This window comes from Sorangium sp. So ce367 (genome assembly GCF_051520455.1).
Classification (GTDB): Bacteria; Myxococcota_A; Polyangia; order Polyangiales; family Polyangiaceae; genus Sorangium; species Sorangium cellulosum_B.
Genome location: NZ_CP150334.1, coordinates 6,403,256 through 6,429,452, shown reverse-complemented (window position 1 = coordinate 6,429,452; position 26,197 = coordinate 6,403,256). Strand labels below are relative to the sequence as shown.

At 71.5% G+C, this 26,197-nt stretch carries 26 protein-coding genes; 11 read left to right on the top strand and 15 right to left on the bottom strand.

Annotated elements, in window-relative coordinates; all coding sequences use genetic code 11:
- Positions 1–80 precede the first annotated feature (80 nt).
- The 6 genes from atpC to WME97_RS24360 form a co-directional block, all read right to left on the bottom strand.
- Positions 81–638, bottom strand: a complete 558-nt coding sequence (gene atpC / locus WME97_RS24385) for an ATP synthase F1 subunit epsilon (protein ID WP_012237077.1) — start codon at positions 636–638, stop codon at positions 81–83.
- Positions 639–645: 7 nt separating this feature from the next.
- Positions 646–2,070, bottom strand: coding sequence for a F0F1 ATP synthase subunit beta (gene atpD / locus WME97_RS24380; protein WP_012237076.1), 1,425 nt, complete (start codon positions 2,068–2,070; stop codon positions 646–648).
- Between the two features lie 242 nt (positions 2,071–2,312).
- Positions 2,313–3,143, bottom strand: a complete 831-nt coding sequence (rsmA, locus tag WME97_RS24375) for a 16S rRNA (adenine(1518)-N(6)/adenine(1519)-N(6))-dimethyltransferase RsmA (protein WP_437555130.1) — start codon at positions 3,141–3,143, stop codon at positions 2,313–2,315.
- A gap of 9 nt (positions 3,144–3,152) precedes the next feature.
- Positions 3,153–4,823, bottom strand: a complete 1,671-nt coding sequence (locus tag WME97_RS24370; RefSeq protein WP_437555129.1) for a DUF58 domain-containing protein — start codon at positions 4,821–4,823, stop codon at positions 3,153–3,155.
- 6 nt (positions 4,824–4,829) lie between these two features.
- On the bottom strand, positions 4,830–5,807 hold the full coding sequence (locus WME97_RS24365) for an AAA family ATPase (protein WP_437555128.1): 978 nt from the start codon (positions 5,805–5,807) through the stop codon (positions 4,830–4,832).
- Positions 5,804–7,240, bottom strand: a complete 1,437-nt coding sequence (locus tag WME97_RS24360; protein WP_437555127.1) for a DUF4350 domain-containing protein — start codon at positions 7,238–7,240, stop codon at positions 5,804–5,806. The genes WME97_RS24365 and WME97_RS24360 overlap by 4 nt, the downstream gene beginning before the upstream one ends.
- 288 nt (positions 7,241–7,528) lie before the next feature.
- On the opposite strand from WME97_RS24360, the gene WME97_RS24355 reads away from it, so the two are divergent.
- From WME97_RS24355 to WME97_RS24310, 10 genes are all read left to right on the top strand, one after another.
- On the top strand, positions 7,529–7,711 hold the full coding sequence (locus WME97_RS24355) for a hypothetical protein (protein WP_157906850.1): 183 nt from the start codon (positions 7,529–7,531) through the stop codon (positions 7,709–7,711).
- Positions 7,712–8,114: 403 nt separating this feature from the next.
- Entirely contained in the window at positions 8,115–8,381 is a 267-nt protein-coding gene (rpsP, locus tag WME97_RS24350) for a 30S ribosomal protein S16 (RefSeq protein WP_012237071.1), read from the top strand.
- 1 nt (position 8,382) lies between these two features.
- Entirely contained in the window at positions 8,383–8,634 is a 252-nt protein-coding gene (locus WME97_RS24345; protein WP_012237070.1) for a KH domain-containing protein, read from the top strand.
- Between the two features lie 12 nt (positions 8,635–8,646).
- Positions 8,647–9,159: a ribosome maturation factor RimM gene (gene rimM, locus WME97_RS24340; protein ID WP_437555126.1), complete on the top strand. Its 513-nt coding sequence runs from the start codon at positions 8,647–8,649 to the stop codon at positions 9,157–9,159.
- A 40-nt stretch (positions 9,160–9,199) separates the two neighbouring features.
- Positions 9,200–9,994 carry a tRNA (guanosine(37)-N1)-methyltransferase TrmD gene (gene trmD / locus WME97_RS24335; RefSeq protein WP_437555125.1) on the top strand — a complete coding sequence of 265 codons (795 nt, stop codon included), beginning with the start codon at positions 9,200–9,202 and terminating at the stop codon, positions 9,992–9,994.
- Positions 9,991–10,566 (top strand): RNA methyltransferase, encoded by a 576-nt coding sequence (locus tag WME97_RS24330; protein WP_437555124.1) that lies wholly within the window; start codon positions 9,991–9,993, stop codon positions 10,564–10,566. The genes trmD and WME97_RS24330 overlap by 4 nt, the downstream gene beginning before the upstream one ends.
- 71 nt (positions 10,567–10,637) lie before the next feature.
- Entirely contained in the window at positions 10,638–11,819 is a 1,182-nt protein-coding gene (gene queG / locus WME97_RS24325) for a tRNA epoxyqueuosine(34) reductase QueG (protein WP_437555123.1), read from the top strand.
- 72 nt (positions 11,820–11,891) lie between these two features.
- Positions 11,892–12,839: a lysophospholipid acyltransferase family protein gene (locus WME97_RS24320; protein ID WP_437555122.1), complete on the top strand. Its 948-nt coding sequence runs from the start codon at positions 11,892–11,894 to the stop codon at positions 12,837–12,839.
- An 89-nt stretch (positions 12,840–12,928) separates the two neighbouring features.
- On the top strand, positions 12,929–13,654 hold the full coding sequence (locus WME97_RS24315) for a DUF72 domain-containing protein (protein ID WP_437301456.1): 726 nt from the start codon (positions 12,929–12,931) through the stop codon (positions 13,652–13,654).
- Entirely contained in the window at positions 13,651–14,700 is a 1,050-nt protein-coding gene (locus tag WME97_RS24310; protein WP_437555121.1) for a hypothetical protein, read from the top strand. Before WME97_RS24315 ends, WME97_RS24310 begins: the two co-directional genes overlap by 4 nt.
- Positions 14,701–15,028: 328 nt before the next feature.
- Here WME97_RS24310 and rpmB read toward each other — a convergent pair whose 3' ends face one another.
- The 3 genes from rpmB to WME97_RS24295 all read right to left on the bottom strand — a co-directional run bounded on the left by rpmB (position 15,029) and on the right by WME97_RS24295 (position 17,526).
- Positions 15,029–15,253 carry a 50S ribosomal protein L28 gene (gene rpmB / locus WME97_RS24305; RefSeq protein WP_012237062.1) on the bottom strand — a complete coding sequence of 75 codons (225 nt, stop codon included), beginning with the start codon at positions 15,251–15,253 and terminating at the stop codon, positions 15,029–15,031.
- Between the two features lie 313 nt (positions 15,254–15,566).
- Positions 15,567–16,649 (bottom strand): hypothetical protein, encoded by a 1,083-nt coding sequence (locus WME97_RS24300; RefSeq protein WP_437555120.1) that lies wholly within the window; start codon positions 16,647–16,649, stop codon positions 15,567–15,569.
- Positions 16,650–16,662: 13 nt separating this feature from the next.
- Positions 16,663–17,526, bottom strand: a complete 864-nt coding sequence (locus WME97_RS24295; RefSeq protein ID WP_437555119.1) for an N-formylglutamate amidohydrolase — start codon at positions 17,524–17,526, stop codon at positions 16,663–16,665.
- A gap of 77 nt (positions 17,527–17,603) precedes the next feature.
- On the opposite strand from WME97_RS24295, the gene xerD reads away from it, so the two are divergent.
- Positions 17,604–18,575 carry a site-specific tyrosine recombinase XerD gene (gene xerD / locus WME97_RS24290; protein WP_437555118.1) on the top strand — a complete coding sequence of 324 codons (972 nt, stop codon included), beginning with the start codon at positions 17,604–17,606 and terminating at the stop codon, positions 18,573–18,575.
- 15 nt (positions 18,576–18,590) lie between these two features.
- Here xerD and WME97_RS24285 read toward each other — a convergent pair whose 3' ends face one another.
- The 6 genes from WME97_RS24285 to WME97_RS24260 all read right to left on the bottom strand — a co-directional run bounded on the left by WME97_RS24285 (position 18,591) and on the right by WME97_RS24260 (position 25,941).
- Positions 18,591–20,327 carry a serine/threonine protein kinase gene (locus WME97_RS24285; RefSeq protein ID WP_437555117.1) on the bottom strand — a complete coding sequence of 579 codons (1,737 nt, stop codon included), beginning with the start codon at positions 20,325–20,327 and terminating at the stop codon, positions 18,591–18,593.
- Between the two features lie 4 nt (positions 20,328–20,331).
- Positions 20,332–20,871, bottom strand: coding sequence for a hypothetical protein (locus WME97_RS24280; RefSeq protein WP_437555116.1), 540 nt, complete (start codon positions 20,869–20,871; stop codon positions 20,332–20,334).
- A gap of 261 nt (positions 20,872–21,132) precedes the next feature.
- Positions 21,133–22,176, bottom strand: coding sequence for a DUF4340 domain-containing protein (locus WME97_RS24275; protein ID WP_437555115.1), 1,044 nt, complete (start codon positions 22,174–22,176; stop codon positions 21,133–21,135).
- On the bottom strand, positions 22,173–24,158 hold the full coding sequence (locus tag WME97_RS24270) for a Gldg family protein (RefSeq protein WP_437555114.1): 1,986 nt from the start codon (positions 24,156–24,158) through the stop codon (positions 22,173–22,175). The genes WME97_RS24275 and WME97_RS24270 overlap by 4 nt, the downstream gene beginning before the upstream one ends.
- Positions 24,155–24,880, bottom strand: a complete 726-nt coding sequence (locus WME97_RS24265; protein WP_437555113.1) for an ABC transporter permease — start codon at positions 24,878–24,880, stop codon at positions 24,155–24,157. The genes WME97_RS24270 and WME97_RS24265 overlap by 4 nt, the downstream gene beginning before the upstream one ends.
- On the bottom strand, positions 24,877–25,941 hold the full coding sequence (locus WME97_RS24260) for an ABC transporter ATP-binding protein (protein WP_437555112.1): 1,065 nt from the start codon (positions 25,939–25,941) through the stop codon (positions 24,877–24,879). The genes WME97_RS24265 and WME97_RS24260 overlap by 4 nt, the downstream gene beginning before the upstream one ends.
- Between the last annotated feature and the right edge of the window lie 256 nt (positions 25,942–26,197).

The following is a 26,197-nucleotide window of genomic DNA, read 5'->3' as shown; positions in this document are numbered from 1 at the left end:
CCCCCAGTCCCTCGCGGCCTGTGTGGAGACAAGTGTCCTGTGCGGCGGCCGCACGTGCAAGGCGGTAGCCGCCAGAGACGTCACTTAGGATCGGGGAACGGAGAGCCGGGCTTCTTGTGGTCCGTCAGGCTCTCGTCGGGCTGGGAAGCCTCGACCATCTCGTCGACCGGCGGCGCCTCGGCGTGCTCGGCCAGGAAGCGCGTGTCTTCGCGGACCATCGGAGGGGGCGGATCGCCGATGAGCTCGAGCTCGGTGGCGAGCCACTGCTCCTCTTCGATGAGCGCCCGACGGCGCGGATCAGTCAGGTCGCCTTGCCAGTGGTCGAGCTCGGTATCGACCTCCTTGAGCCGGCGGCGTACCCTCACGACGTCGACGTCGTCCTTCACCGCGAAGCGCTCGGTGAGGAGCAGCGCGGTGTCGCCGGCGACCTCGACGAAGCCGTGATGGACGGCCAGGCGGTGCTCCTGACCGTTCTGGTGGTAGGTCACGAGGCCGGTCCGGAGCGCGGCGAGCAGCGGGAGGTGACCCGGGAGCACACCGAACTCGCCGGCGACGCTCGGCGCGGTCACGTCCGTGACCTGCTCGCGCAGCGCGACGCCGGTCGGCGTCACGATCTCGAGGAGGATTGTGTCGGCCATGGCTGCGTCAGGACGCCCTCTGCGACGCCTTGGCCTTCACGTCCTCGATGCCGCCCACCAGGTAGAAGTCCTGCTCCGCGACATGGTCGAGCTTGCCGTCGAGGATCTCCTCGAAGCCCGCGATCGTGTCCTTGAGCGGCACGAGCTTGCCCTCGAGCCCGGTGAACTGGGCGGCCACGAAGAACGGCTGCGACAGGAACTTCTGGATCTTGCGGGCGCGCGCCACGACGAGCTTGTCGTCCTCGCTGAGCTCGTCCATGCCGAGGATGGCGATGATGTCCTGGAGGTCCTTGTAGCGCTGCAGCGTCTGCTGGACGCGCCGCGCGACGGAGTAGTGCTTCTCACCGACGATCTGGGGGTCGAGCATCGTCGAGTTCGAGTCGAGCGGATCGACGGCGGGGTAGATGCCGAGCTCCGAGATCGCGCGCGACAGCACGGTGGTCGCATCGAGGTGGGCGAAGGCCGTGGCCGGCGCGGGGTCGGTCAGGTCGTCCGCGGGGACGTAGATCGCCTGGACGCTGGTGACGGAGCCCTTGGTCGTCGACGTGATGCGCTCCTGGAAGGCGCCCATCTCCGTCGAGAGGGTCGGCTGGTAACCGACGGCGCTCGGGATGCGTCCGAGGAGCGCGCTCACCTCGGAGCCGGCCTGGGTGAACCGGAAGATGTTGTCCACGAACAGGAGGACGTCCTGCCCCTCCTCGTCGCGGAAGTGCTCGGCCACGGCGAGCGCCGAGAGCGCGACGCGGGAGCGAGCGCCCGGGGGCTCGTTCATCTGGCCGTAGATCAGCGCGGCCTTCGAGATGACGGGGCTGCCGTCGGCGAGCTTCGACTCGCTCATCTCGAGGAAGAGGTCGTTGCCCTCGCGCGTCCGCTCGCCGACGCCGGCGAAGACCGACACGCCGCCGTGCGCCTTCGCGACGTTGTTGATGAGCTCCAGGATGAGCACCGTCTTGCCGACGCCGGCGCCGCCGAAGAGGCCGATCTTGCCGCCCTTGCGGTAGGGGGCGATCAGGTCGATGACCTTGATGCCCGTCTCGAAGACCTCGACCTTGGTCGACTGCTCGATGAACGGGGGCGGCTCCCGGTGGATCGGCGCCACCTTCTTGGCGTGAACGGGCCCGGCTTCATCGATCGGCACACCGACGACGTTCAGGATCCGGCCGAGGCACTCGTTGCCGACCGGCACCATGATGGGCTTGCCCGTGTCGCGGACTTCCATCCCGCGCACGAGGCCGTCGGTGGAGTCCATCGCGATCGTGCGCACCGACGACTCGCCGAGGTGCTGGGCGACCTCGAGCACGAGGTTGTCTGGCTCAGCCGAGATGCTCGGGTTGCTCAGCTTGAGCGCGTTCAAAATCTTGGGCAGCTGGCCAGCCGGGAAATCGACATCGACGACCGGTCCGATGACCTGGGTGATCTTTCCAACAACCATGGAGCGGGAGCCCTCCTCGTACGTGCTTTGACGAGTCGCGGGGCCCACTAGCACGGACCTGCGCGTCCGACTAGTGCCGTCTGCCAGAAATTCTGCGGGATTTTTGACAGCCGCGTCGCTGCGGACGCGCGGCATTGGGCGTGTTTTTCGGTCGCCAGGCTCCGTACGCGACGTCGGGGCGCAACGTTCATCCGCGCTCGCTCACCGGCCCTGGCGAGGGGGCGCCCGCGCGCGGCGGGCGCTCAGCGTCCTCTGGAGGCGGCGATCCGCGCAAACGCCTCCACGCTGAGCGTCTCGCCGCGAGCGTCGAGCGAGATGCCGGCGTCCTTCGCGTGCCGATCGAGCTCCTGGGAGGACCAGCCATAGAGGTTCTTCCAGGCGTTCCGGAGCGTCTTGCGGCGCGCCGAGAACGCGGCGCGCACGGCCGCTCGGAAGGCGTCCGTCTCCTCGGCGCGCCGCGGGCGCCACGGCGTCAGCACGACGACCGCCGAGTCGACCTCGGGCCTCGGGTAGAACGCGCCGGCGCGCGCGATCAGGAGGCGGCGCACGTCGAACGCGGCCTGCACGAAAACCGAGAGCGCGCCGTAGTCGGCGCTTCCCGGGGCGGCCACCAGGCGATCCGCGACCTCGAGCTGCACCATGAAGACCGCGCGATCGATCTGATGCGCGACGGTGGTCGCCTGCTCGAGGAGCCGGCCCGTGATGTGGTACGGGAGGTTGCCCGCCACCGCGTGCGGCCGCGCGTGGCCGGAGAGCGCGCCGACCCAGTCGACCTGCGCTGCGTCGGCCTCGAGCAGCGTCAAGCGGCCTTCCTCGATCGGTCCAGCGAGCTGCTCGCGCAAGATCGGGACGAGGTCGCGATCGCGCTCGATCGCGACGACGTGCGTGGCGCGATCGAGGAGCGGCCGCGTGAGCGCGCCGAGCCCTGCTCCGATCTCGATCACCGCGCCGCCCTCCGTCGTCGTGGCCGCCTCGGCGATCCGGCGCGCCGCATCGACGTCGACGAGGAAATTCTGCCCGAACCCCTTCTTCGGGGAGAGACCGCGTGTGCGCAAGAGCTCTGCGATGGCCATCGCCCGTCCTCAGATCTGCGGTGGGTGCGCCCCGTCGTGGGCTACGTCTGCGGCTCTGCTCGGCGCGGCCGCCGCGCGCAGCCGCACCACGCGCACGCCGACCTTGCGGAGCACGGCTTCGCGGCGGGTCTGAGCCACCCGCGCGCGGATGAGCACCGCCTCGGCCGCGATCGGCGCGAGCTCCTGGAACGCCTTGTTGGACGGCGTGGGGCCGCTCTGCCCCTCGTCTCCGTCGCTCTCCTGCGGTCGCGGCGCCTCCCAGGGAGGCCCGAGCCCTGGCTCGAGATCCGGGAGCGTCCACACCACGTGAACAGCCTTTCGCGAGAGCCGACGCACGGCCTCCGAGAGCTGGCCCAGCTGTGCGTCGGCCGGAGGCGACGCGAGGACATAGACCATGCTCGCGCGCGGCTTGACGCGCGCGATGTGCGTGAGCGACTCGGCGACCGCCACGGCGGGATCGCGCCGATCCGGCTCGGCGCGCGCGGGCGACTCGATGCCGTAGCTCGCGAGGTAACGGCGCAGCGTCCGTTCGCGCTGCGAGCGCCCGAGCGGCGCCGGCGCCGAGAACGGCGCACGCGCGCGCATCGACTCCGCGCGGGCCGCCAGCCGGTCGAGGTCGCCGCGGCGCAGATCGTCGAGCCCGCGCGCGTCGAGCGGCCTGAGGTGCTCGATGACGCGCGCCGCGACGTCCGACTCGTCGAGCTCGCTCCGATCCGCGTCGTACGTGCCACACCCGACGGTGAGCGCCTGCGCGATCTTGTGACCATGTCCTGGGCCGTGATCGGGCGCGATCGTCACGCGCGGGCCGGGGGCCAGCACGATGAGCCCGACGCGATCGCCGCGCCCGAGGTGCCTCGTCGCGATGGCCGCGGCCTCGTCGATCATGAGATCGAGCGGAGCGCGGCCGAGCGGGCCCGCCCAGAGCTCCACGGCCGCATCGACGAGGACCCAGACCACATCCCGCTCCTCGCGCTCGAACTCCCGCACGAGCAGTGTGCCCCGGCGCGCGCTCGCCTTCCACGCGATCTTCCGGAACGGGTCCCCCGGCTGGTGCTCTCGCAGCTCGCGCAGATCGTCTCCTTCGCCGCGTATGCGCCCGGGCTTGCCAGAGGCAGCGAGGAGGTGACTGCGTCCTCCGCGCGGCTGCGTCAGGTACGGCATGAAGGGCCGCGGGAGCACTTCGATGCCGTACGGGTTCGCGAAGGTCAGGGGTACCTCGAAGAGGCCCGGGGCGCCGTGCACCTCGAGCGCGAGCCCGTGGAGCCCGTGCTGGCCGACGCGCGGCGTTCGCACGATGACCTTCACCTTGAGCCGACCCGAGGCGGAGACTTCGCCGCGGTTCGGCTCGATGCGCACGTCGAGCTGCGACGAGGCGATGGTGCGCAGCTTGACGTAGCGAGCCGCGAGGGTGTCGCGGTTCCGGACCTCGGCCTCGATCTCCACGGTGCCTCCGCGCGCGGAACGGAGGATCCGCCGCGAGCCGCCCCAGAGCATCTCGAACCCAGCCGCGCGGATGCGCGCCACCGACACCAGCGTCACGCCGCGGGCGAGCGCGATCGCGACCAGGATCGCCCCGCCCCAGCCGACGATCGCCGGCTCGCGCGCGATGAGCCCGGCGCCCATGACCGCGACGCCGGCGATGGCCAGGTGGGCGGCGGTGCGCGTGGGGTAGAGCTGCATGCGGGTTTACGCCGGCCGCGCCGCGCGCCGGTACCCTACGCGCTGAACCGCCTCGTCGATGATGGTGTCGCGCGCCTTGGGATCTACGTCGGCCTCGGGCACCAGCACCAGGCGATGGGCCAGCGTCGCTTGTGCCATGCCGCGCACGTCGTCCGGCGTGACGAACGGGCGCCCGCCGATCACCGCCGCCGCCTTGGCCGCCTGGACCAGCGCGAGCGTGGCCCGGGGCGATGCGCCGAGCAGCACGCGAGGGTGCGTGCGCGTGAACCCGGTGAGGTTCACCGCGTACTCGTACAGATCGTCCTCGACGTGGATCCTTCGCGCGACGCCCTGCAGCATGAGGAGGTCCTGGACGGAGAGCGTCGCCCGCGCCCGCGGCGCCTCGACGTTGTGCGCGCGGAGCATCGCCACCTCGTCCTTGTGCTGCGGGTAGCCGAGGCTCACGCGGATGAGGAACCTGTCGATCTGCGCCTCGGGCAGCGGGTAGGTCCCCTCGAGATCGATCGGGTTCTGCGTCGCGAGCACCATGAAGGGCGACGGCAGCTCGAAGCGATCGCCCTCGATCGTCACCTGTCGCTCCTGCATGGCCTCGAGGAGGGCCGACTGGGTCTTCGCCGGGGCGCGGTTGATCTCGTCGGCGAGCACGAGGTTCGCGAAGATCGGACCGGGGCGCAGCGTGAAGGTCCCCTCCTTGGGCGACAGGACATAGGTCCCCGTGATGTCGGCGGGCAGGAGGTCGGGCGTGAACTGGATCCGCCGGACCGTCGCGCCCAGCGCGGCCGCGAACGCCTTGACCAGCGTGGTCTTCGCGACGCCGGGGACGCCCTCCAGCAGCACGTGCCCCTGCGCGAGCAGGGCGGTGAGCATCAGATCGAGGGCGCGTGAAGAACCGATGTAAACGCGCGTGATCTCTCGCCGGACCGCCTCGATCCGCTCCTTGGCCGCGGAGATTTCGTCGACGGCGACGGCCTGAACCTGGTTCATCGAGCGCCTTTGTCTGAGTAGGGTGGTGCGAGCTTCGCGTCTGTTGGCGACGGGGACGCCGTCGCGGGATCGGGGGGGGCGCCGGGGTGACGTCCGCGCGGTGGCGTCCGGCCGTCGGCGCCGCAGGCGGCGAGGACATGCCGCACGACGTCGGCGGCGTGCGAGAGCGCGGGCCTGGACACGTTCGCCGGTTTGCCGGCGACGACGGACGCTTCGACTCGGTACATGGTGCCCAGAACATCCTTGAAGGCCGAGAGAGCTCGCTCGTCAAGAGATCCCTCTCGCGCGACGAGCCGCGCGACCGTCTCTTGCGCCGGATTCGCCTCCAGGCCGAACCGCAAGGACAGCGCCTCGAACAGGGCGCTCTTCAGCTCGAGGAACGCGAGGCCCCGCGGGGAAGAGGGGGCGGCGAGGACGGCGAAGCGCCCAGCTGCGCCTCCCTGCGCGACGAGCGGCGTCGGACGGGCGTACCGGGGGAGCGGGCTCCGGTACGGCCGTGCGGAGGCGCGCGCGGTCCAGATCGCGAGGCCGAGGCCGGCGAGCGCCGCGAGCGCGAGGAGGGCGCCGCCCGGAAGCCCGTCGCGGCGGGCGTCCTCGACGGCGCTCGCGAGCGCCTTGAGCTGCGCGTCGAAGTCCTTTCGGAGCGACGTCTCGCCGCCGAACGAGCTCTCTTCGTCGAACCGGTTCGCGACAATGTGGAGCCGCCCTCGGCGCGGCTGAGCCCCATCCTCGTCGACCAGGTAGCGCGTCAGGCCCGAGGCGAAGGCGCGGTTGCCCGGGTACCTGAGCATCATGTTCATCAGCGCGGACGGGTCGCCCATCGCGAAGAGCCGGCCCTTGCCGACCTGCCCGGCGACGGCGAGGATCACGTCCGGCTCGCTGACAGCGCGGATCCGCAGCACGGGCGAGAGGTTCGGATGCCGGAGGCCGGTCGCGTGGTTCGTGACGAGCCGCTCGACGTGGCTGACGACGGGGTGCCGGCCGACGGAGTGGCCCCCGACGGTGTCGGCGACCGGCTCCGCGATCGCGAGGGAGGGTCGGTTCCGGAGCGCGGCGAGCGGCCGGGCTGGCGTCGGGATGCGCTCGATCTGGAATCGTCGGAGCGTGTCGTCGCCGCGGCCGAAGTCGTCGATGATGGCGAGCCGCCCGCCGGCCTTCATGAAGGAGGTCGTCTCGTCGGCGTCGAGAGTTTGCAGCGGGTGGAGGACCAGGATGCCGTCCTCGGGGCCGACCTGGCTCCAGTCGAGCACGGCGACGGGGTGGACCCTCGCGGCCCCCAGCTCCGCGCGCGCGATCTCGAGAAGCTCCGAGCAACCCTCCCAGCTCGGGTCGTTCACGTCGAAGGCGGCGCCTGCTGCTCGGGCGGGCGCGAGCAGCGCCATCAGTGCGACGAGCGCCGCCAGGAAGGAGCAGGACGTGACCTGCGAGCGCACCGGCCAACGCCGATCTTCCCGAACAAGTTCGGAAGCGGAGCGGGAACCGGAACCAGAACTGGAACTGGAACCAGAACCCGACCCGGGACCGGATCCTGAGGAGCATGCGTGCGCAAACCACGCGCCGTGCCGCGTCATGAGCGCTGCGAACATACCACTGTCGGCCCGACCGATAACCTTGACCCGCCATCCCACATTGCTAGATTCGCTTCTAAGAGCGGGGTGCTTTCTCGCAGACCTCGTTCCACCAATTCAGCCGAGCACTCTACGAGGTGGAGGGGTTAGTCGATGCTTCCTCCGTTCATCATCGAGCAAATACGGCAGCGCGAAGAAGAGAAGGATCGGTCCAGAAGAGAAGAAATTCGACCGCGCCTCGAGCTGCCGATCGAACGCTACCCCGCACCTCGTCGTCTTCCGGACTCGGAAGAGGACGATCCCAACCGGGGCGTCATCATCCTCGATCTGGGCTGACGCCACGTGTAGCACGCGCTCCCCCGTGAACCCCCTGGAAGCGCTGCTCCAGCAACGTGTCCTGGACGACGTACCTCCGAGACATTCCCCGTTTTCCTCGCAAATTCCACGAAGTTGGCGACCGTGCATGCACGCGGACCTCGGCTCCGCGCTCGCACCGGGCTCGTCCGGCGAGGACGGTTGGCGACTGAGCGCAAGGGGCTTCGAGCAGGCCGCGGGGGCCCGAAAGTTGTCCTCCGCAGACGTGCCCTGCTCGTGCGGGGTTGACCCTCGGCAGGATCTTCGCCTAGGTTGCGCCCCCACTTCTGGCGCCGAGCACTGAACGAGCTACGCTCCGGCGCCTCCAGAGCAGGCCGTGCACAACGTGGGCACGGGCTCTTCCATATCGATCGAGGTTCTACAGATGGCCGTTCATATTCGCCTCGCCCGCGCGGGCACCAAGAAGACGCCCTTCTACCGCATCGTCGTCGCCGACCAGCGCAGCCCGCGCGGCGGCAGGTTCATCGAGCGGCTGGGCACGTACGACCCGCGCAGGACCGAGATCCGCCTCGATGTTCCCCGCGTGAGGCACTGGATCTCGAACGGCGCCCAGCCGACGCACACGGTGGCGCTGCTCCTGAAGCACCCTGGCCTGGCCCAGGCGGCCGCTCCCGCGGACGCCGCGAAGTAGCATGGCCTCGTCGACGTCTCCGCTGGTCGATCTCGTCGCGCTCGTTGCCCGCGCGCTCGTCGATCAGCCGGACCGGGTCGTCGTGCGCGAGGTCGCGGGAGACCGCTTCCCCCGGATCGAGCTGACGGTCGCGCGCGAGGATATCGGCAAGGTGATCGGCAAGGACGGGCGCACAGCGCAGTCGATCAGGACGTTGCTGAGCGCCGCCGCGAGCAAGTCGGGGCGCCGCGCGCACCTCGACATCCTCGACTGAGAAGAGCCCGACGTGGAGCGACGCTACGTTCCCGTCGCGGATGTCGCCCGTCCGCACGGCGTTCAGGGGGAGCTGCGGTTGCGCCTCTACAACGAGGCGTCCGACCTGCTCCTCACGCGCCCTCCGATCAGGCTGCGCCTTCCCGACGGCTCTGCGCGGGACGCGAAGATCGTCGCGACGCGGCCCGTCGACAAGGCGCTGCTCGTGCGGATCGCCGGGATCGACGATCGGGACGCGGCCGAGGCCCTGCGCGGAGCGACGGTGTGCGTCCCTCGGGACGTGTTCGCGCCGCTCTCCGAGGGCGAGTTCTACGCCTGCGACGTGGAGGGGGCGCGCGTGATGACGCCCGATGGCGATCTGCTCGGGCACGTGAGGTCGCTCCAGTCGTACCCGACCTGCGATGTGCTCGTCGTGGAGAGGCAGGGCGCAGATTCCATCGAGATCCCGCTGACCGAGAGCTTCGTCAGCAGCGTGGACGCGGAGCGGCAGGTCGTCCAGCTGGCGACGCTGGAAGGCCTCGTCTGAGCCGCCGTTCCACGCAAGGGAGCCCTCCTCGGCAAGTTCGATGCGCATCGACGTAGTCACCCTGTTTCCGGAGCTGTTCGAGGGGTTCCTGGCGATCGGCATGGTCGGGCGCGCGCTCGCGTCGGGTGCGCTCGCCGTGCGGACGCGCAGCCCGCGTGAGTTTGGCCTCGGCCGACACCGGAGCGTGGATGACACGCCTTACGGCGGCGGCTCCGGCATGGTGATGCGCGTCGACTGCATCGTCCGCTGCCTGGAGGCGCTCGACGAAGCCGCCGCCGAAGGCGACGCGTCGAGCGCGCCTCCCGGGGCCGAGGCGACGGCGTCCTCGGGGCCTCTGCCGCGCGCGCACCGGGTGCTGCTCACGCCGCAGGGGCAGCCTTTCCGTCAGGAGAAGGCCATCGAGCTGGCGGCGCGCCCTGCCGTTGCGCTCGTTTGCGGTCGCTACGAGGGGTTCGACGAGCGGGTGCGCGCTTTCGTCGACGAGGAGATCTCGCTCGGCGACTTCGTGATGACCGGCGGCGAGGTTGCGGCGATGGCGGTGATCGATGCGTGCGTGCGCCTGCTCCCAGGGGTGCTCGGGAACGCTGTGTCGGCGGAGCACGAGTCGCACAGCCCCGCGCTGGCAGGGCTCCTGGAGTACCCGCAGTACACCCGTCCCGTGGAGTTCCGTGGGCACAAGGTGCCCGACGTGCTGCAGCAAGGAAACCACGCGGCCATCGCGCGCTGGCGACGAGCGGAGGCCGAGCTGCGGACGGCCCAGCGCAGGCCCGACCTCTGGCGCAAGGCGCGGGGGGGAGAGCCGCCCGCGGACGAGAGCGGCGAGGCGCGGCGATGAGGCTCGCGCTCGCGCTCGTTCACTACCCCGTGCTCGACCGGTCCGGGGAGACGGTGACCACAGCGATCACGAACCTCGATCTGCACGACATGGCGCGGAGCGCGCGCACGTACGGCGCCGAGCGGCTCTTCGTCGTTCATCCGGTCGCCGCTCAGCGCGCGTTGGCAGAGCGGATCAAGGAACACTGGGTGCTCGGCTCCGGCAAGCGCCGGATCCCGGATCGCGCGGTCGCGCTCGATGTGCTGAGCGTGGTCCCCAGCCTGGACGACGTGTACTCCGCGCTGAGCGGCGCAGGTCGGCGCGGCGTCGAGGTCTGGACGACCGCGGCGGCCTCGCGAGGGCTCCCCGTGACGAGCTACGCCGCGACCCGCGCGCGCCTCGCGCAAGCGAGCGACCCGGTGGTGATCCTGTTCGGCACAGGCTGGGGCCTCGCGCCAGAGGTCATCGCCGATGCCGACGTGCGGATCGAGCCGATCAGGGCGGAGGCGAGCACCGGCTACAACCACCTGAGCGTGCGCGCGGCGTGCGCGATCACGCTCGATCGGCTGCTCGGCGACCGGAACGTCGGGTGATCTCGCGTGGCGCGCGGTCGTCGAGCGTGGCGCCAGCACCGCCGCGAGGCTTTCCGGTCCATCCTCCTGCGATGAGCGAGCGCGATGCCGATCGTACCGCCGGGGAGGCGAGCGCGGCGCGAACGACGCCCGACCGGCTGGTGCGCGAGCAGGCGTTCGCGCTCGGCTTCGACGTCGTGGGCGTCGCGCGCGCCGACGAGCCGCTCGGGGTCGAGCACGCACGGTACCTGGAGTTCGTCGCGCGCGGCATGCACGGGGAGATGGGCTACCTCGCGGAATACGCGGAGCAGCGGCGCCGGCTGGACACCAGCGCGATCCTCGAAGGAGCACGCTCGGTCGTGTGCGTGGGCCGCAGGTATGCGCGGCCCACGGAGAGCGAGCGGCGCGACCCGCCGCTCGCGCAGAGCGTCGCGCGGTACGCGCGCGGGCAGGACTATCACAACCACCTGAAGCGGCGGCTCCGGCGGCTCGCGGCGTTCATCCGCTCGCTCGCGCCATCCGTGCTCGCGCGGCCGCTCTGCGATGTCGAGCCGATCATGGAGCGCGTCTGGGCGGCGCGCTCTGGCATCGGTTTCGTCGGCAAGAACGGGCTGATCATCACGCCGGGGCAGGGGAGCTACCAGCTGCTCGGCGAGGTGGTCACCACGCTGGATCTCGTCGCCGACGTGCCCATCGCGGAGCGCTGCGGATCGTGCACGCGCTGCCTCGACGCGTGCCCGACGCAGGCGTTCGACGCGCCGTTCGTGCTCGATCCGCGGCGCTGCATCGCGTACCTGACGATCGAACAGAGGAACGCGCCGGCCGAGGCGCTGCGGTCCGGCATGGGTGAGCACCTCTTCGGCTGCGACGTCTGCCAGGAGGTCTGCCCCTTCAACAGGACCGCGCCCCCGGCCCTCGAGCGCACCGCGCCGTTCCATCCTCTGGCCCGATGGGAAGCGCGGGACGTCGACGACCTCGTGGCGCTCGACGAGCAAGCGTTCGACGCGCTGACCGTCGGGACGCCGGTCCGGCGCGCGCGACGCGGCGGGCTCGCCCGAAACGCGACGATCGTCGCTGCGAACCGGCTGGCGAGCGGCGCAGAGGGCGCGGCGGCAGCGAGCGCGAAGCGCGCGCTCGTCGCGGCGCTCGCCCATGACGACGCCTCGGTGCGCGCCGTCGCGGCGTGGGGGATGAGCCACGCAGCGGGCGGCGAGCCGGCGAGCCCGGGCGCGCCGAGGCCCGACGGGCCGAACGAGGATCCCGGTGCAGGTTGAGGCGCGCCGCCCGCCGCGATCGAACGCGGCGCGGGAGCGCTGCGGTGCTCGGGCGCTCTTCGCGGGGGCCCGATGATCCGCTACGGTGTGCGCCGGCAAGGCGCCGCGCGCACGAGCACCAACGTGGATCTCCCCTCCAGGCTCCGAGCGCTCCTCGACGATCTACGCCGGCACGATTCCGTCCTCTGGCGGCGGGCGGTCGACGCTGGGGTGACCTACGGCCCGGACCTCCTCGTCCGGCACAGCCCTGCGTTGTTCGGGCTCGTCGTCGGGGCGGTGTTGCCGGAGCAGCGGAGGGCCGTGCGCAGGAACCTGCAGCTGGCGCTGGGCGAGCGGGGGACGCTCGACGAGTACCGCGACGTCGCCCGGGTGTTCATCAACTTCGCCAGCTGTCTCACGGACGCGTTCATCGCGGGCAGCAGCCGGCCCGATCGGCTCACCGGCCTGTGCGTGAACGACGAGCACTTCACGAACGCGTTCCGGCGGGGCCTCGGCGTGATCGTCGTCACGGCGCATACCGGCGGCTGGCAGGCCGCCGCGCCGCTGCTGCGATCGGTGCACGCGGCCGACGTGCTCATCGTGATGCAGCGCGAGCGCGACGAGCGAGCGCAGGCCATCCAGGACGGCACGCGAGATCGGGTCGGCGTACGGATGCAGCACGTTGCCGACGATCCGCTCGCGGTGCTCCCGCTGCTCGCGCACCTCAGGCGGCAGGGCGTCGTGGCCATCCAGATCGATCGCCTTCCGTCCGGGATGCGCGGGCGCGACGTCGAGCTCTTCGGGCGACCCTGGCGCGTCCCGGAGGGCCCGCTTCAGCTGGCGGCGGTCAGCGGCGCGCCGATCGTCCCTGTGTTCACGCGGCGGACCGGCTTCATGGAGTACGAGATCTGCATCGCGCCGCCCATCTCGCTCCCCCGCAAGCCAGGATCGTCCGAGCTCGACGTGGCAGCGCGGCAGATCACGGCGGAGATGGAGCGTTTCCTCCGGGACAACCCGACGCAGTGGTTCCACTTCGAATAAATCAAGGATTTTGCTCCTCAAATGAGAAATCGCGCCGCCGTCGGGCACGCGCTGCATCGGCGCGCAAGGTGGGTTAAGAGTCCGCGCTGATGGCCCGCCTCCTCGTCGGACTGCCCTCGCTCAAGGGCGATATCCAGAAGTACAAAGATCGCTTCGATCTGGTCGAGCTCCGCCCGCTCGATACGTCGCTGCCTCGCGCGACGACGCTGCGCAAATGGCGCAAGGCGGTGCCGCCGGGCTTCGTCTTCAGCGTGGTGCTGCCGCGCGTTGTCGGCGAGCTCGCCGGCGGGCGCGACCTCGACGAGGCGCTCTCGGCCTCGCTCGAGGTGGCGGCCGTGCTGGAGGCGCGGTGCGTCCTGCTCCAGACGCCGGCGTCGCTCCGGCCGACGGCGAGCAACCGCAAGAAGCTCGCGGCGCTCTTCGAGCGCCTGCCCGCCGAAGGGGTCGTGCGCTGCTGGGAGCCCTCCGGCATCTGGGAGCGCGACGACATCGTCGCGACCGCGCGCGCCGCGAAGGTCATCCCGGTGCTCGACGTGGCGCGCGACGCGCCGCCGCCCGGGCCGATCGTCTATACACGGCTGCGCGCGCTCGGGCGGTCCTCGTCGATGGGAGCGGCCGCGCTCGAGCGGGTCGCCGAGCGCCTGCGCGGACGGCGTGAGGTGTTCCTGGTCGTCGAGGGAGACCGCGCGCCGCAGATCAAGTCGCTGCTCGCGGCGGCGCTCGCGCGCACGCCCGATCGCTCGACGGCGTCGGCTGTGGTAAGGCCGACCATGCCCATGCCCAGCACCCTCGTCGCCGAGGACGAGGAGCAGTGATCCGCGGCGCGGCAGCCACCGCGAGCGACGCTTTTGCGGCTTCGGCCGCGCGGGCCGCGCTCGAGTCCTCCGGCAGCGCGATCGACGCGATCGTCGCCGGCTTCTTCGCTGCAGCTGGCGCGCAGCCCGACGTGCTGCTCGCGCCCGCCGTCGCGCTGGCGGCCGGCGTCGGCGTCGGCGCGAGGGCGTTCGATGGACGGGCGATCCAGCCTGGGCGCGGCGCGCCGCGGCCGCGCGGGTTCGTCGATGGGCAGAGCGTCCCGGAGGCCGCGCACGTCGCTGTTCCGCGCTCGCTCGGCATGCTGGTCCTGCTGCATGGCTATCTCGGACGGGCGCGGCTCCGTGAGCTGGTTCGCTCCGGTGTGGTCGCGGCGGAGCGCGCCGGCGCGACCGGGCGCGCCGCGCTGCTCCGCGAGGTCGGCTCGCTCGGCGCGGTGGCGCTCCGGGCGCGCGACGTGGAGCGGGCGCTGCTGGCCGTCGGCGGGGCGGTCGCAGGGGGGACGCTGACCGCCGAAGACATCGCCGAAGCGGTGCCCGCCGAGGTGGAAGCCGCGTCGACCACGATCGCGGAGGGGGCGACCGCGCTCCAGGCGCCGTGGCCGGTAGGGGATGTGGCGCGACCCACGGACGCCATCGTCGCCTGCGACGGCTGGGGCACGGTCGCAGCGCTCGCCTACACGCGCACCGACGATGGCATCACCGTCCCCGAGCTCGAGATCGTGCTCGGCCGCGACGCCGTCCCGGTGCGCCGCGGGATCACGCGCCTCGCCCCCGGCACGCCACTGCCCGCGGCCGCTCCGATCGGGATCCTCCAGCGCGGCGCCTTCGGGGCTGCGATCGCGCTCGCAGGCAAGCCCACGATCGAGGTGAGCGTCCTCACCGCGCTCCTCGGCGGCAACGCGCTCGAAGCTGCCCTTCATGATGTCCGCACGCAGCAGGGCGCCAGCGCCGCCATCGCCGTCCTGCGCGACGAGCGCGACGCGCGCACGGCCAACCTCGCAGCCGGCTTCATGGCGGGGGCAGGGACGCAGCCAGCGGAGGGGTGAGCGCAACGGACGTCGGTCGGCCGAAGCGGAGATCGGCCGGCCATGCGGCTTCCGTCAGCCGACGCGACGCGGGCCATCGAGGGCGCCGTGGAGGCGCGCCGAGGCGGCAGCGAGGTACAGCGAGCCGCTGCGCAACGTGTGCTACGGCCGCGGCCGACGCCTGCCAGCTCGCACTGGCTGCATGCGCCGCGTGCCGTCACGCACGCGGCACTTCCAGGGCCGGAGATGGATGGAGGTGAACCCCGAGAGGGGGAGAACAGAGCGCGGCGCGCATCCAGCCGCGAAGCGGCGGCCGACATTCAGGCCGGCCGGCGCGCTGACGCTGGGCCTAGAGCGCGACGCCGTAGCGCTTCGCGTAGGCGACAACGCCGATCTTGTCGATCGTGCGGATGTCGCGCGTCGTGAGGTTGAGCTTCACGAAGCGGTTGAGCTCGGGGACCCAGACGCGCCGGGTCTGGATGTTCACGAGCTGCCAGCGCTTCGTCTTGATGTTGGAGTGGGAGACATTCTGCGCCAGAAGCTTCCGCTTCCCAGTGATGTCGCTCTTCGCCATGACGTCCTCGGTTGGAAGGGGCCCTGCGTCGGTGCCCCGACCGTAAATCGAACCAGCTGGCCGGGCGCACGCCCTGCGCGGGGGAGCAGGGGGGCTCGGGAGCGCGGGAAAGTGAAGGAAGCCGGGGGACATGTCAAGCGTCCTCCGGGGGGTTCATCGCGGCCGCTGGCTGGAAATCTCTGTCGGAGGGGTTGAGCGCGCGCTGACGCCGGCCGGACGCAGAACGGGATGGGGAAGCGCGGGTCGCAAGCCGGCCCGGACGAGCCCCTCCCCTCGGTGTCCCCGACGCCTTACGCGCCTGCTGACGCGCGGCCTAGGTCAGCCACTCGCCGCCCGAGGGCGGACGCCGATCCCGCCCGTCCTTCTCGTTCTCGGGGCGGCGGGAGTGCAGATCGATACGCCGGGCGTCGGCTGCCAGGCGCCAGGCCAGGATCTGGAAGAGGCCGAGGCTCGTGATGGCGGACGTCGCCGCGAACGCAAGGCCCGCGGAGAGCACGATGACGATGTCCCGGGGCGAGAAGGTGTCGAGATGCGCGAGCCTGCCAACGACCAGGTCGGCCGTGAAGGCAAGCACCACAGCGACGGCAAGGATCGACCCGGCGCCCGTCGTCTCCGCACCCATGAACCCGGTAAGGCTGGACAGGACCGCCAGGATCACCAGCAAGGCGCCGAGATGGCCCAGGTGCGGGTCGTGCAGAGCCAGCTGTCCGATCGCATGCCCGAAGGATGGGAGCGTGACGAGGAAGGCGGCGACGAGCAGCCACCGCGCGCCGCTGTAGGCCCTGTAGCGAGACCGGAAGACGAGCGCCGCCGGGAGCGCTATCGCCGCGATGGCCCGGGCGGTTCCCCAGCCAACCGCGGTCCCCGAGCTCTGGAGGCCGAGGACGGTCGCGATCGCCCCGAGCACCACCATGGCGACGGCGCGCTGCCGGTAGCTCACCGACGTGAGCGCGGTGAACAGCGCGACGATGCCCAGGACGAACGCCGGTGGCCCCGCGACAACGCCGTCCGGGCGGAGCCCAGCGATCGACAGGCCGCCGAGCAGAAGGAAGCCGGCGCCCACCGCAGCACACCAGATCCGCGCCGCGTCCTGCGCTGGACGCATCGGCGCCAGGTCCTCCATGAGCGCTTCGGACGCGAGGAGCGGCTTGGTGACGTGCTCGCGCGTGCTCGGGGGCGCCACCTCGATCGGGATGGCCGGGTTCGACTCTGGGCGCCGATCGACCGGCGCGACGCTGATCGACGCCGCAGCCGGTCCCTCCTGGGCGGGGTCGGCCGGGCTGTCGCCGGCTGGGGCGCCCTCCGGCTGGGCTGGCGCGGCCTTTTCCCGGTCGGCGATCGCGCGACGGCTCGCTGGCGGGCGGTCGCGGCTCGCCTCTCCGAAAGGCTTTTCCATTGATGGAGCTGGATCAGATCTCACGGGCGTCGAAGGGAGGGCTGCTGCGGAGCTGACCGAGCAGCTCGGCTGAGGTGAGCCGCGCGACCAGGGTGCGCCCGAAGTCTCGCACGGCAGGGAATCCTTGCCCATCCATGGCAAGGGATTGCTCGTCCATGTACAGCCGGCGTGCAATCTCGATTTGCACGGCGTGGACGGCACGGTGCGGTTGGCCGTAGTGCGCGGTGCTGAAGCCCCCTTTATAGGGGTCATCATGGCGCACGGAGAAGCCGCAGGCGCGCGCGTGCTGATCGACCACGTCGATCACCGCGCTCGCGGCGGTCGTCCGCCCGCGCGTGCCGGGGACGATGTCGGCCCGAGCGATCGCGCCCTCCGCGTGGCCGCGGCGGCCCTGGCTCGGCATCGAGTGCGCGCAGAGGAGGATCGCGAAGCCGAAGCGCTCGCGCTTGCGGGCGAGGAGCGCGCTGAGGGCGCCGTGGTAGGGGCGATAAAAGCGGTCGAGCCGGCGCTCTACCTCCTTCCGGGGCAGCCGAGCGGCAAGGATGGGCTCGCCGTCCGTGGTCATGCGCCAGATGAGCCCCCGCGGGTAGGGCGCCCGGCCGCCGCCCTCGACCGCGTCGCCGTCGCAGTCGGTCTCGCTCCGGTTGAGATCGACGACCAGCCGGCTCATCCTGGAGAAGAGGAGCGTCGCCCCCTCGGCCGGAGCGTCCTGGAAGAGCGCGTCGACGTACAGGTCCGCGTCGCGCCCGATGCTGCGCGCCGGCGCGATGGTCCAGGACAGCGACTCTGGGTCCACGTGGACGCCCGCGTGCGGTACCTCGACGAGGACCGGGCTTTCCGCTCCGCGGGGCTCGATGACCTCGAAGGCTGACACCACGGGGCCCACTGTGACGCATTCCGCGTCCGGCTGGAACCAGGACGGGGAGGTGAAACGCCGGAAGGGAGGAAGACGTATTGCCGTTCGGGGCGTTCTGGGTCGATCCGCTCCGGCCCGGCTTTCTGGCGCGCTTCGCCGCTTTCGACGTACCGTTGGCCGTGGACCTTGCGACCTGGGTGGACGCCTACCTGGATCACCTTCGCGTCGAGCGGGCTCTGGCGTCCCTGACGCTCGAGGCCTACGGCCATGATCTCGCCAAGCTCGTCGCCCATGCCGAGGCGAGCGGCGTCACGACCGTCGACGGGCTCGACCAGGCGCTGATCGGCACCTACCTGGTCGCGCTCGGCCAGGCGGGCATCAGCGCCAGCTCGGCGGCGCGCCACCTCTCCGCGGTCCGCGGGTTCATCCGCTTCCTGCTCCGCGAGCGCCGCATCGAGCGGGATCCGTGCGCGCTGGTCGAGCGACCCAGGGTCGGGCGGCGGCTGCCCAAGGTGCTCTCGTTCGACGAGATCGCGCTCCTCATCGAGGCGCCCGAGCAAGGGACGTTCAAGGGGCTGCGCGATCGCGCGATGCTCCACGTGATGTACGCGGCTGGCTTGCGCGTCAGCGAGGTGGTGCGCCTCAAGCTCGCGGACATCGACCGGCGCAAAGGGATCGTGATGGCGCTCGGCAAGGGGGGGAAGCGGCGGCTCGTGCCGCTCGGCGAGCCGGCGCTCGCGGCCATCGACGCCTACCTGGAGCTGCGCGCGACGCACCCGCGCAGCGCGGCGAGCCAGGTGCTGTTCCTCTCGCCGCGCGGCGGGCCGCTCACCAGGCAGGCGGTGTGGAAGCTCCTCGGCGGATACGCGCGCGCCGTGGGCATCGCCAAGCCGAGCTCGCCGCACAAGCTCCGCCACTCGTTCGCGACGCACCTGCTCGAGGGGGGCGCGGATCTCCGGAGCGTCCAGGCGCTCCTCGGTCATGCGAACGTCGTGACGACCGAGATCTACACGCACCTCGCCGACGACCACGTGCGCGCCGCGTACCGTCGGGCGCACCCTCGCGCGTGAGCGCGCGCAAGACGGCTATTTGCAGCGCTTGAGGAATTTGCCGCAAGGCTTGCTCGCCGGCTGCCCCGCTGGCTGAGCCGGGGGGATCTCGGTGAGCTGGAACTCTTGCACGAGCGGCGTCCCGGCCTTGACGACCACGCTCAGGCTCCGCGGGAAGTAGCCGGTTCGCTTGACGCTCACCTTGTGAACCCCAGGGGTGAGCCCGAGCTCGACCTCCGGGGCCTGCGTCACCTTGCCGTCGATGGTGATCTCCTCGCAGGCGACGGGCTTGCAGGAGATCTTCACCGTCGCGTCGGTCGCCACGCCGGCGTCGGTCGAGGCGCCGGCGTCGATCGGGGGCTCGGCGGTCGGGGTCCCGGCGTCAGCGGCCGGCGCGCTGTGGGCTGGCTCCGGCGGAGCGGGCTCGGCCGATGGCGCGGGGGGAGCCGCCGCGGAAGCGCTGGTCGAGGCGCTGGGGCTCGGCTGCGCCTTGTCCTTGCGGTCCAGGACGTACCACGCGGCGGCCGTGCCCCCGACGAGCAGCACACCAACGATGCCCACCATCAGGGAGGCCGCCTTGCCCCACGGCGACCGGGGCGCGGTGCTGACCGCCGTCAGCGCGGGAACGCCGCTTCGACGGGATGCGGTCTGGCTCTGGGCCGAAGGCGACGGCGCCTGTCCGGCGGGCGCGTCGGCAGAAGGCTGCGGCGAGGGCGCCAGCGGCGGCGAGGGCGAAAACGGCGCGTGCGACGGCTGCGGCGAGGGTGAAAACGGCGAGGGCACCAGCTGCGTGGCGTCGGCGGGCGGCAAGGGCGCGGGCGCGCTCGCCGCGGTGACCGCGACGGCCGGCGGCGCGGGCGCGACCGCCTCGTTCACCGAAGGAGACAGAGCGAGCGTCGAGCCCACCTCGATCGCGGCCGCCGAGAAGCCGCTGAGCATGGCCGCGAGCTCGCTCGCCGAGCGGAAGCGCTCGCGCGGATCGTGCGCCAGCGCGCGCGCGAAGGCGCCGTCGAGCACAGGGCTCAGCGGGACGCCGAGCTCCGCGGCCCGCACGGACGCGGCGAGGCGCGGCGCCATGAGCTCGCGCTGCCAGCCCTGGACGTCGACCTGACCCTGGCAGGAACGCCAGTACGAGCGGCCCGTGAGCGCGAAGAAAGAGACCAGCGCCGCGGAGAAGATGTCGGCGGCTGGTCCCGCCTGGCCGCCCGGCTGAAGCTGCTCGGGCGCCAGCCACGGCGCGGAGAGGAGGTACCCCTCCTGCGTCGGCACCATGCTCCGCGCGAGGGACGGCCCGAAGTCGGTGAGCTTCACGCTGCCCGGAGCGCTCGGGTCGATGAAGAGGTTCGTCGGCTTGAGGCCGTGGTGGGGGACCTCGCGGGCGTGGGCAGCGTCGAGCACCGCCGCGAGAGAGCGGAGCATCGAGCCGACTTCCTCGAAGCCCATCGGCCGGCGACGCGCGAGCTCGGCGAGCGACGGAAACGGGATCATGTCCGTCACCGTGAAGGGCGCGGCCGTCGCCGGGTCGTAGCCGGCCTCGAGGATGTGCGCGGCGAGCTCTGGCGGCAGCCTGTTCGTCTCGGCCACGTACCGCTGGAGGTGCTGCATCGCGTCCGCGCGCTGACCGACGACGGGCGAGTACAGCTTGATGGCGACGTCGCGCGCTTGCGCCGTCACCGCGCGGAAGGTGGCCGTCGCGCCCCCGTAGCCGAGGAGCGAGCGGACCGAGAACCTCCCCGCGATGACGCTGCCCGGCGCGACGTTCGGTGCCGTCACGCGATCACTCCGCCGCGACCGAGATCGACTCGATCGATTGCAGGATGGTCTCGTCGGCGCCGGAGTTGTCGTCTTCGGGGACGAAGCCGAGCCCCAGCACGATCTCCCCGTCCTTCCCGGCGTCGCCGAAGATCAGCAGCGGGCCCTTCCTGGCCCCGCGGGTCGCGCCCTCTTTCTGCCACAGGCCGATCTTCCGCCCGGCGACGTCCTTGATGTCGTCGGGCTTCTTCCAGTTCACCTTCTTCTTCGGCAAGGTCACGTTGATCTCGCGCGCCAGCGCCTCGAGCGCGGCGTCGCGCTTCTCGATGGCCTGCTTGCCTTCGCCCGCGTCGATCTGCGCCGTCGCGAAAGCCGGGCCCTCGTCCGCGGCCTGCGCGATCGTGGCGCTCTCCGCCTGGGCATAGGTCCAGCCCTTCGCGGGCGTGAACACGAGTGAGCTCTGGGCGATCTTCGCCCGGGTCGATGCCTCTGCCTGGCACTGCTCGTCGAGCGCCTTGCAGGGCTTCGGAGCAGGGGGAGGCGGAGGCGGAGGCGCCTCGATCACGGCCGGCGGCGGCGCTACGGGTTGCGGTGGAGGCGGCGAACCGCACGCCGTCGCGAGCGCCGCCGCAGCGCTCAGCGCTAGGGTAGGCAATCGTCGGAAGAACATTGCGCCCGAGCGTTGCAGGACCGGACCCGGTACGGCAAGTAAAGAGCGACCGGGGGGAGACAGCTTGCGCCGCAGGACGCGGCCGGCGCCTCGCGGAAGGCTGACCGCGCCGACCGCGCCGGGCGGCTGCTCCGGCGCGGTCGCGAGGCGCAAGGGCTACTTGACGACGGCGCCGACGTCCTGTTCGACCTGCTCAGCGACGCCTACCGGCACCTTGCCGTAGAGGCGGGTGCGCTCCGTGACCAGGAAATAGTCGGGCTTGCCGCTCGCCCCGGGGGGGCCCTTCACGAGCTCGGCGAAGCCGATGTCGCCAGAGCGGCCTGTGTACTCGATCCGCACCACGACCTCCTTCTGCTCCGGGGCAACGGCCACGTACTCGGTCGGACGGAGACGGTCGAGCTTGCTCATCCAGTTGCCTACCGTCTCGTCGTTCTGCTCGGGGCTCGCCGGATCGGCCCAGAACTTCTTGCCCTCGTCGCCGCTGCGCACGACCTCGCGGCGCTTGTCCCCGGCGATGACGCGCGCCCTGGCGAGATCGACGTCCTTCCACTCGTGCAGATCCCGCTCCAGGAGGCGTGACTCCGCGGTGTCGAGATCGCGGTAGATGTCGCCCTTGATGGCGTACACCTCGCCCGTGGCCTCGTCGCGCGCGTACCGGTCCGCGCCGCCGGGCGTCGCGCCGCCGAGGACCAGCTTTCGCTCGGCGCCGCGCAGCTTGACGGTGAGCGTGCCCTCGGGCTCGGCCAGCCCGAACTCGGCCGCGCGGTCGTCCGCGATGCGGCCGATCGAGCGCAGCGCCTTCAGCGGCGCGATCGCCTCGGCGAGCTTGTTGCCGGCGGCCACCGAGACGAACGTCGTCGTCTTGACCGTCGGCTCAGCCTCCGCGGGCGGCTCGTCGTCCTGCGCCCCGTCGTCGGGGTTGTGCGGGTCCTTCGGCTTCTCGGCCGGGGGCGTCGTCTTGCGCTCCGCCGTGCCGACGAAGTAGCGGCCCTCCTTGTCCTTCTTCGCCTCGAGGACGACCGTCTTCGATTTCCCCTCGAAGGCGATGCGCTCGACGTCGTCGGCCCGGCCGGTCCAGACGGTCACGTCCGCGACCGAGAGGGCGGCCGCCTTCTCGTCGCGCGTCCAGACGAGGACCGCGGACAAGGCCGCGACCACAAGAAGGCCGAGGTGCACGAAAAAGCTGCGTTCCAACCTCATGCGCGCCTCCCGCTCGCGCGCCGCCCGCGGCGCGTGATGAAGAGCCCGAGACCCAGCACCATGGCCGGCGCCACGAGGATCGTGGCCCAGAACCACACCTGGTCCTTCTCCTTCGTGTGCTCGATCCGGACGTCCTCGCTCGTCGTGATCTCCCCGGCGTAGCTCTCCTCGCCGCCGAGCCACCGGAGCGCGTCCAGCGCGAGCACGATGTTGGGCTCGTTCCTGAACGCCGCGTCGCTGAACACGTCGGCGTCGGCGACCACGAACGCGCGCAGCTCCTTCTTCTCCTTGTCGTCCCCGCCAGGCGCGAGCTCCTTCGAGACCGCCGCCGCGAGGTTGTAGACGCTGCGCTTCTCGCCGCCTTCGTCGAACTTGAAGTTGCCGTTCGCGTCGGCGAACGTCTCGCCCAGCGAGCGGACGACGAAGTCGATCTTGAGGCCGCCGTCCTCGCGCTTGTCGAGCGACGACGCTCCCGGGAAGATCGTCGGCGCCTGCTGCGAGTGGCGGCTCAGCGTCGACACCGAGGCGTGCGAGGAGTACCGCGTCGTGACCAGCATCGCCTGGTCCGAGTCGTTGTAGCGCCGCCGCACGTAGACCCGATCGTTCGCCAGGACCTCGGGCTTCCACGTGAGCCCCACGGCGCCGGCGAGCGGATCCAGATCGACCTTGGCGTCCGGATCGAGCGCGAGCAGGAGGTGCCCGCCCTCATCGGCGTGCCGCTTGAGCGCCGCGACCTCCTCCGGGAGGAACGCCTTCTGCGGGCCGAGCACGATGACGACGCTCGCGTCCTTCGGGATCTCGCTGCCGAGCCCCTGGGCGAGCCCGAGGTCCTTGATGACGTAGTTCTGGGACTCGAGCAGCTTGCGGAGGTTCTTGGTCGTCCGCCCCTCGGGGGCGCTGGCCGACTCGTTCAGCTCGCCGTGGCCGACCGTCAGGTAGGCGGTGCGCTGCGGCCGGATCACCTTGAGCAGCACCTTCTGGAAGTCGGCGTCGAGGCTCTTCAGCTTGGCGCCCGCGCTCTTGATGTCGGAGCCGACGGTGAGCGTCTCGCGCGAGCCGTCGCGCGAGAGCACGATGACACCGTCTTGCGTGACCTTCGCCTCCTTGGCGAGCGCGGGGACGAGCAGGCGATCCTGCACCTCCACGGTGATCTGCGGCGACGCCGCCTTCACCTCGCGCAGGTAGCCCTCCACCTCGGCGCCGACCTCGTTCTGCTGCGGGTAGAAGGCCGTGATCTTGAGCGGCGCGGTCAGGCTCTCGGCGACGCGCTTCGTGGACTCGCCCGGGCGGGCGGTGCGGTAGTACGAGAAGTCCGCCTTGAGATCGAGCTTGCTCGCGGCGAACACGAAGAGCGCGGAGTAGACCGCGGCGAACCCGAGCGTCAGGCCCGAGAGCGTCGCGGCGCGCACCCGCCGGCCCTCGATGCGCTCGGCGCGCCGCATCGGCGCGAGCGCCGCCTCGCCGAAGAACAGCGGCACCGTCGCCATGACGAGCAGCGCGACCCAGGCGACCGTCGTGGCCGCGTCGATGCGCCCGCGCAGCTCGGGCGCGGCGCGCGAGACGCCGACCATGGCCTGCCCCGCGTCGGTCGTGGTGAAGTAGGCCGCCACCGCGACGACGCCGAGCGCCGACAGGATCGCGAGCGCGCGCTCGACCGCGCGGCGCTCGCCCGACTCGCGCACCGCGGTCGCGAAGCGCAGCGCGGTGACGAGGACCAGGGTCAAGAACCCGAGCCCCGACAGGGCATAGCGGAGCCACTCGATCGTGGGCACCACGCGCTCGCCGAGGAAGAGGGCGAGGAGCGCGCCCGCGTACGCCGGGACCATCCAGCCCCCGGCGCGGAGCGCGGGCGCCTCGCGCGGCGCGGCGGGCGCCGGCTCGCCGGCCGGCGGGGCCTCTCGCCCTGCGTCCGGCAGGGGCGCGGAGCCCGCTCCCTCGCCGCGGATCTCGGCCTCGTCGGCCTGAGCTTGCTTGTCCTTCACCGCCACCTCCGCGCCTTCAGGGTGTGGGTCGCGGCGAGCAGGAAGAAGTACGCGACCGCGACGTAGTACACGACGTTCTCCAGCCGGAGCACGCCGTTCAGGAACGGCTTCTGGTTGAGCGGGTAGAGGTTCAGCGCGCTCACGAAGTCGTTGAGCGGCGGCTCCGTCACGCGGGCGACGAGGAACAGGAAGCCGAGCGTCCCGATGATCGCCGCCCCGAGGATGACCGCGATGACCTGGCTCGCCGCGAGCGTCGAGGCGAAGAGCCCGATCGCGAGCGACGCGGCGCCGAGCAGCAGCACCCCGGAGTAGCCGACAAGGATGTGCCCGACGGACACCTTGCCGTTCACGAAGATGAGCAGCGGCATGTAGATCGTGATCGCCGTCATCAACGAGACCAGCGCGAGCGCGGCGAGGAACTTGCCGACGATGATCTCGCCGTCGCGCACGGGCGCGGTCTTGAGCAGGATGAGCGTCCCGCTCTCGCGCTCGCCGGCGATGAGCCGCATCGAGAGGATGAGCGCCGCGACCATCGTGATGAACGCCGTGCCGTCGAAGAACTTGAGCAGCACCTCCGCCGACAGCCGCGCGCCCGAGCCGAGCGCCGCGACATGGAAGTAGATGCCGTCGATGAGCAGCGCAGCGGCAGCGACGACGTACCCGAGCGGTGATCTCAGGTACGCGGACAGCTCCCGCCGCGCGACGAGCAATGTCCCTCTCATGTCTCGCCCTCGCCTTCCTCCGCCTGCTCCTCCGCAGGGGCCTTCCTTGCGTCGCCGCCGGCCCTCGCCCTGCCGGCCGCGGCGGACCTGTCCTTCGCCCCGGGCGCCCCACGCGAGGCGAGCCGCAGGAACACCGACTCGAGCTCGCGCTCGCTCCGCTTCACCTCGAGGATGCCGATGCCCGCCTGCACGAGCTCGGCGCACAGCGCCGCGCGCACGTCGCGGTTGGCCTCGACCGCGAAGCTCACGACGTCGCCCCCCGGCTCGGTCGTGGTGAGCTGCTCGACGGACGTGACGCCCTCCACCGCGCGCGCGAGTTCGAGCGCGCGCGCCGCCTCGCCGCGGTCCGCGCCCTCGGGGCCGCGCACCGTGAGCTCGACCCGGACGCCGTGGAGCAGCTTGGCCGAGAGCTCCTGCTCGGTCCCCTGCGCGCCGATCTCGCCGTCCCGGATCACGAGGATGCGATCGCACGTCTCGCTGATCTCGGAGAGGATGTGGCTGGAGAGCACGATGGTGTGCTTGCCGCGCAGGCTCCGGAGCAGGGCGCGCATCTCGACGATCTGCACGGGATCCAGCCCGCTGATCGGCTCGTCCAGGACGAGCAGCCGCGGCTTGTGCACGATCGCCTGCGCGATGCCGACGCGCTGCTTGAAGCCGTGGGACAGCGAGCTGATGGGATCCGCGGCCACGTCGTCGAGCTGCGTCACCGCGAGCGCCTCGGCCACCCGCGCGTCAGCCGCGCCGGCGTCGACGCCGCGCAGGCGCGCGGCGAAGTGGAGGAAGGCGCGCACGCTCATCTCGTCGTAGAGCGGCGGCCTGTCGGGGAGGTATCCGATGCGGGACCGCACCTCGTGGGGGTGGTCGACGACATCCAGTCCGTCCACGAGCACACGGCCCGCGGACGGGAGCAGATCGCAGGCGAGGATCCTGAGCGTCGTCGTCTTGCCCGCGCCGTTCAGGCCGAGCAGACCGACGATCTCTCCCGCCTCGATCGAGAACGACAGGGGCCCGATGGCCTTCCGGTCGCCGTAGTATTTGTATAGGTCGCTGATTTCGATCACGGCCGTGCACCCCTCCGCGAAGGGAAGAAGCTCTCCGCGCCGGCGATTCGGACGCCGCAGAGCGCGGCGGCCCAGGCGCCAGCGGCCCCTTACAACAGCGGGAGGCGGAAATCATTCCCGACGCGGCGCGCTCGGGGGCCTGCTCCGGCGGGGGTCTCTCTCCCTCCAGACGAATCGAGCGGGACACGCGGTAAAGCGGTGAGCGAAGCGACCAGGACGTGATGGATCTCAGCCTGCAGCGCGGCGGGGTCGGTGA

What these genes read in the sequence shown, in the direction of transcription:
- atpC (WP_012237077.1), bottom strand. Translation starts at nt 638, where the DNA reads ATGGCCGACACAATCCTCCTCGAGATCGTGACGCCGACCGGCGTCGCG.
- atpD (WP_012237076.1), bottom strand. Translation starts at nt 2,070, where the DNA reads ATGGTTGTTGGAAAGATCACCCAGGTCATCGGACCGGTCGTCGATGTC.
- rsmA (WP_437555130.1), bottom strand. Translation starts at nt 3,143, where the DNA reads ATGGCCATCGCAGAGCTCTTGCGCACACGCGGTCTCTCCCCGAAGAAG.
- WME97_RS24370 (WP_437555129.1), bottom strand. Translation starts at nt 4,823, where the DNA reads ATGCAGCTCTACCCCACGCGCACCGCCGCCCACCTGGCCATCGCCGGC.
- WME97_RS24365 (WP_437555128.1), bottom strand. Translation starts at nt 5,807, where the DNA reads ATGAACCAGGTTCAGGCCGTCGCCGTCGACGAAATCTCCGCGGCCAAG.
- WME97_RS24355 (WP_157906850.1), top strand. Translation starts at nt 7,529, where the DNA reads ATGCTTCCTCCGTTCATCATCGAGCAAATACGGCAGCGCGAAGAAGAG.
- rpsP (WP_012237071.1), top strand. Translation starts at nt 8,115, where the DNA reads ATGGCCGTTCATATTCGCCTCGCCCGCGCGGGCACCAAGAAGACGCCC.
- WME97_RS24345 (WP_012237070.1), top strand. Translation starts at nt 8,383, where the DNA reads ATGGCCTCGTCGACGTCTCCGCTGGTCGATCTCGTCGCGCTCGTTGCC.
- trmD (WP_437555125.1), top strand. Translation starts at nt 9,200, where the DNA reads ATGCGCATCGACGTAGTCACCCTGTTTCCGGAGCTGTTCGAGGGGTTC.
- WME97_RS24330 (WP_437555124.1), top strand. Translation starts at nt 9,991, where the DNA reads ATGAGGCTCGCGCTCGCGCTCGTTCACTACCCCGTGCTCGACCGGTCC.
- queG (WP_437555123.1), top strand. Translation starts at nt 10,638, where the DNA reads ATGAGCGAGCGCGATGCCGATCGTACCGCCGGGGAGGCGAGCGCGGCG.
- WME97_RS24320 (WP_437555122.1), top strand. Translation starts at nt 11,892, where the DNA reads ATGATCCGCTACGGTGTGCGCCGGCAAGGCGCCGCGCGCACGAGCACC.
- WME97_RS24315 (WP_437301456.1), top strand. Translation starts at nt 12,929, where the DNA reads ATGGCCCGCCTCCTCGTCGGACTGCCCTCGCTCAAGGGCGATATCCAG.
- rpmB (WP_012237062.1), bottom strand. Translation starts at nt 15,253, where the DNA reads ATGGCGAAGAGCGACATCACTGGGAAGCGGAAGCTTCTGGCGCAGAAT.
- WME97_RS24300 (WP_437555120.1), bottom strand. Translation starts at nt 16,649, where the DNA reads ATGGAAAAGCCTTTCGGAGAGGCGAGCCGCGACCGCCCGCCAGCGAGC.
- WME97_RS24275 (WP_437555115.1), bottom strand. Translation starts at nt 22,176, where the DNA reads ATGAGGTTGGAACGCAGCTTTTTCGTGCACCTCGGCCTTCTTGTGGTC.
- WME97_RS24265 (WP_437555113.1), bottom strand. Translation starts at nt 24,880, where the DNA reads ATGAGAGGGACATTGCTCGTCGCGCGGCGGGAGCTGTCCGCGTACCTG.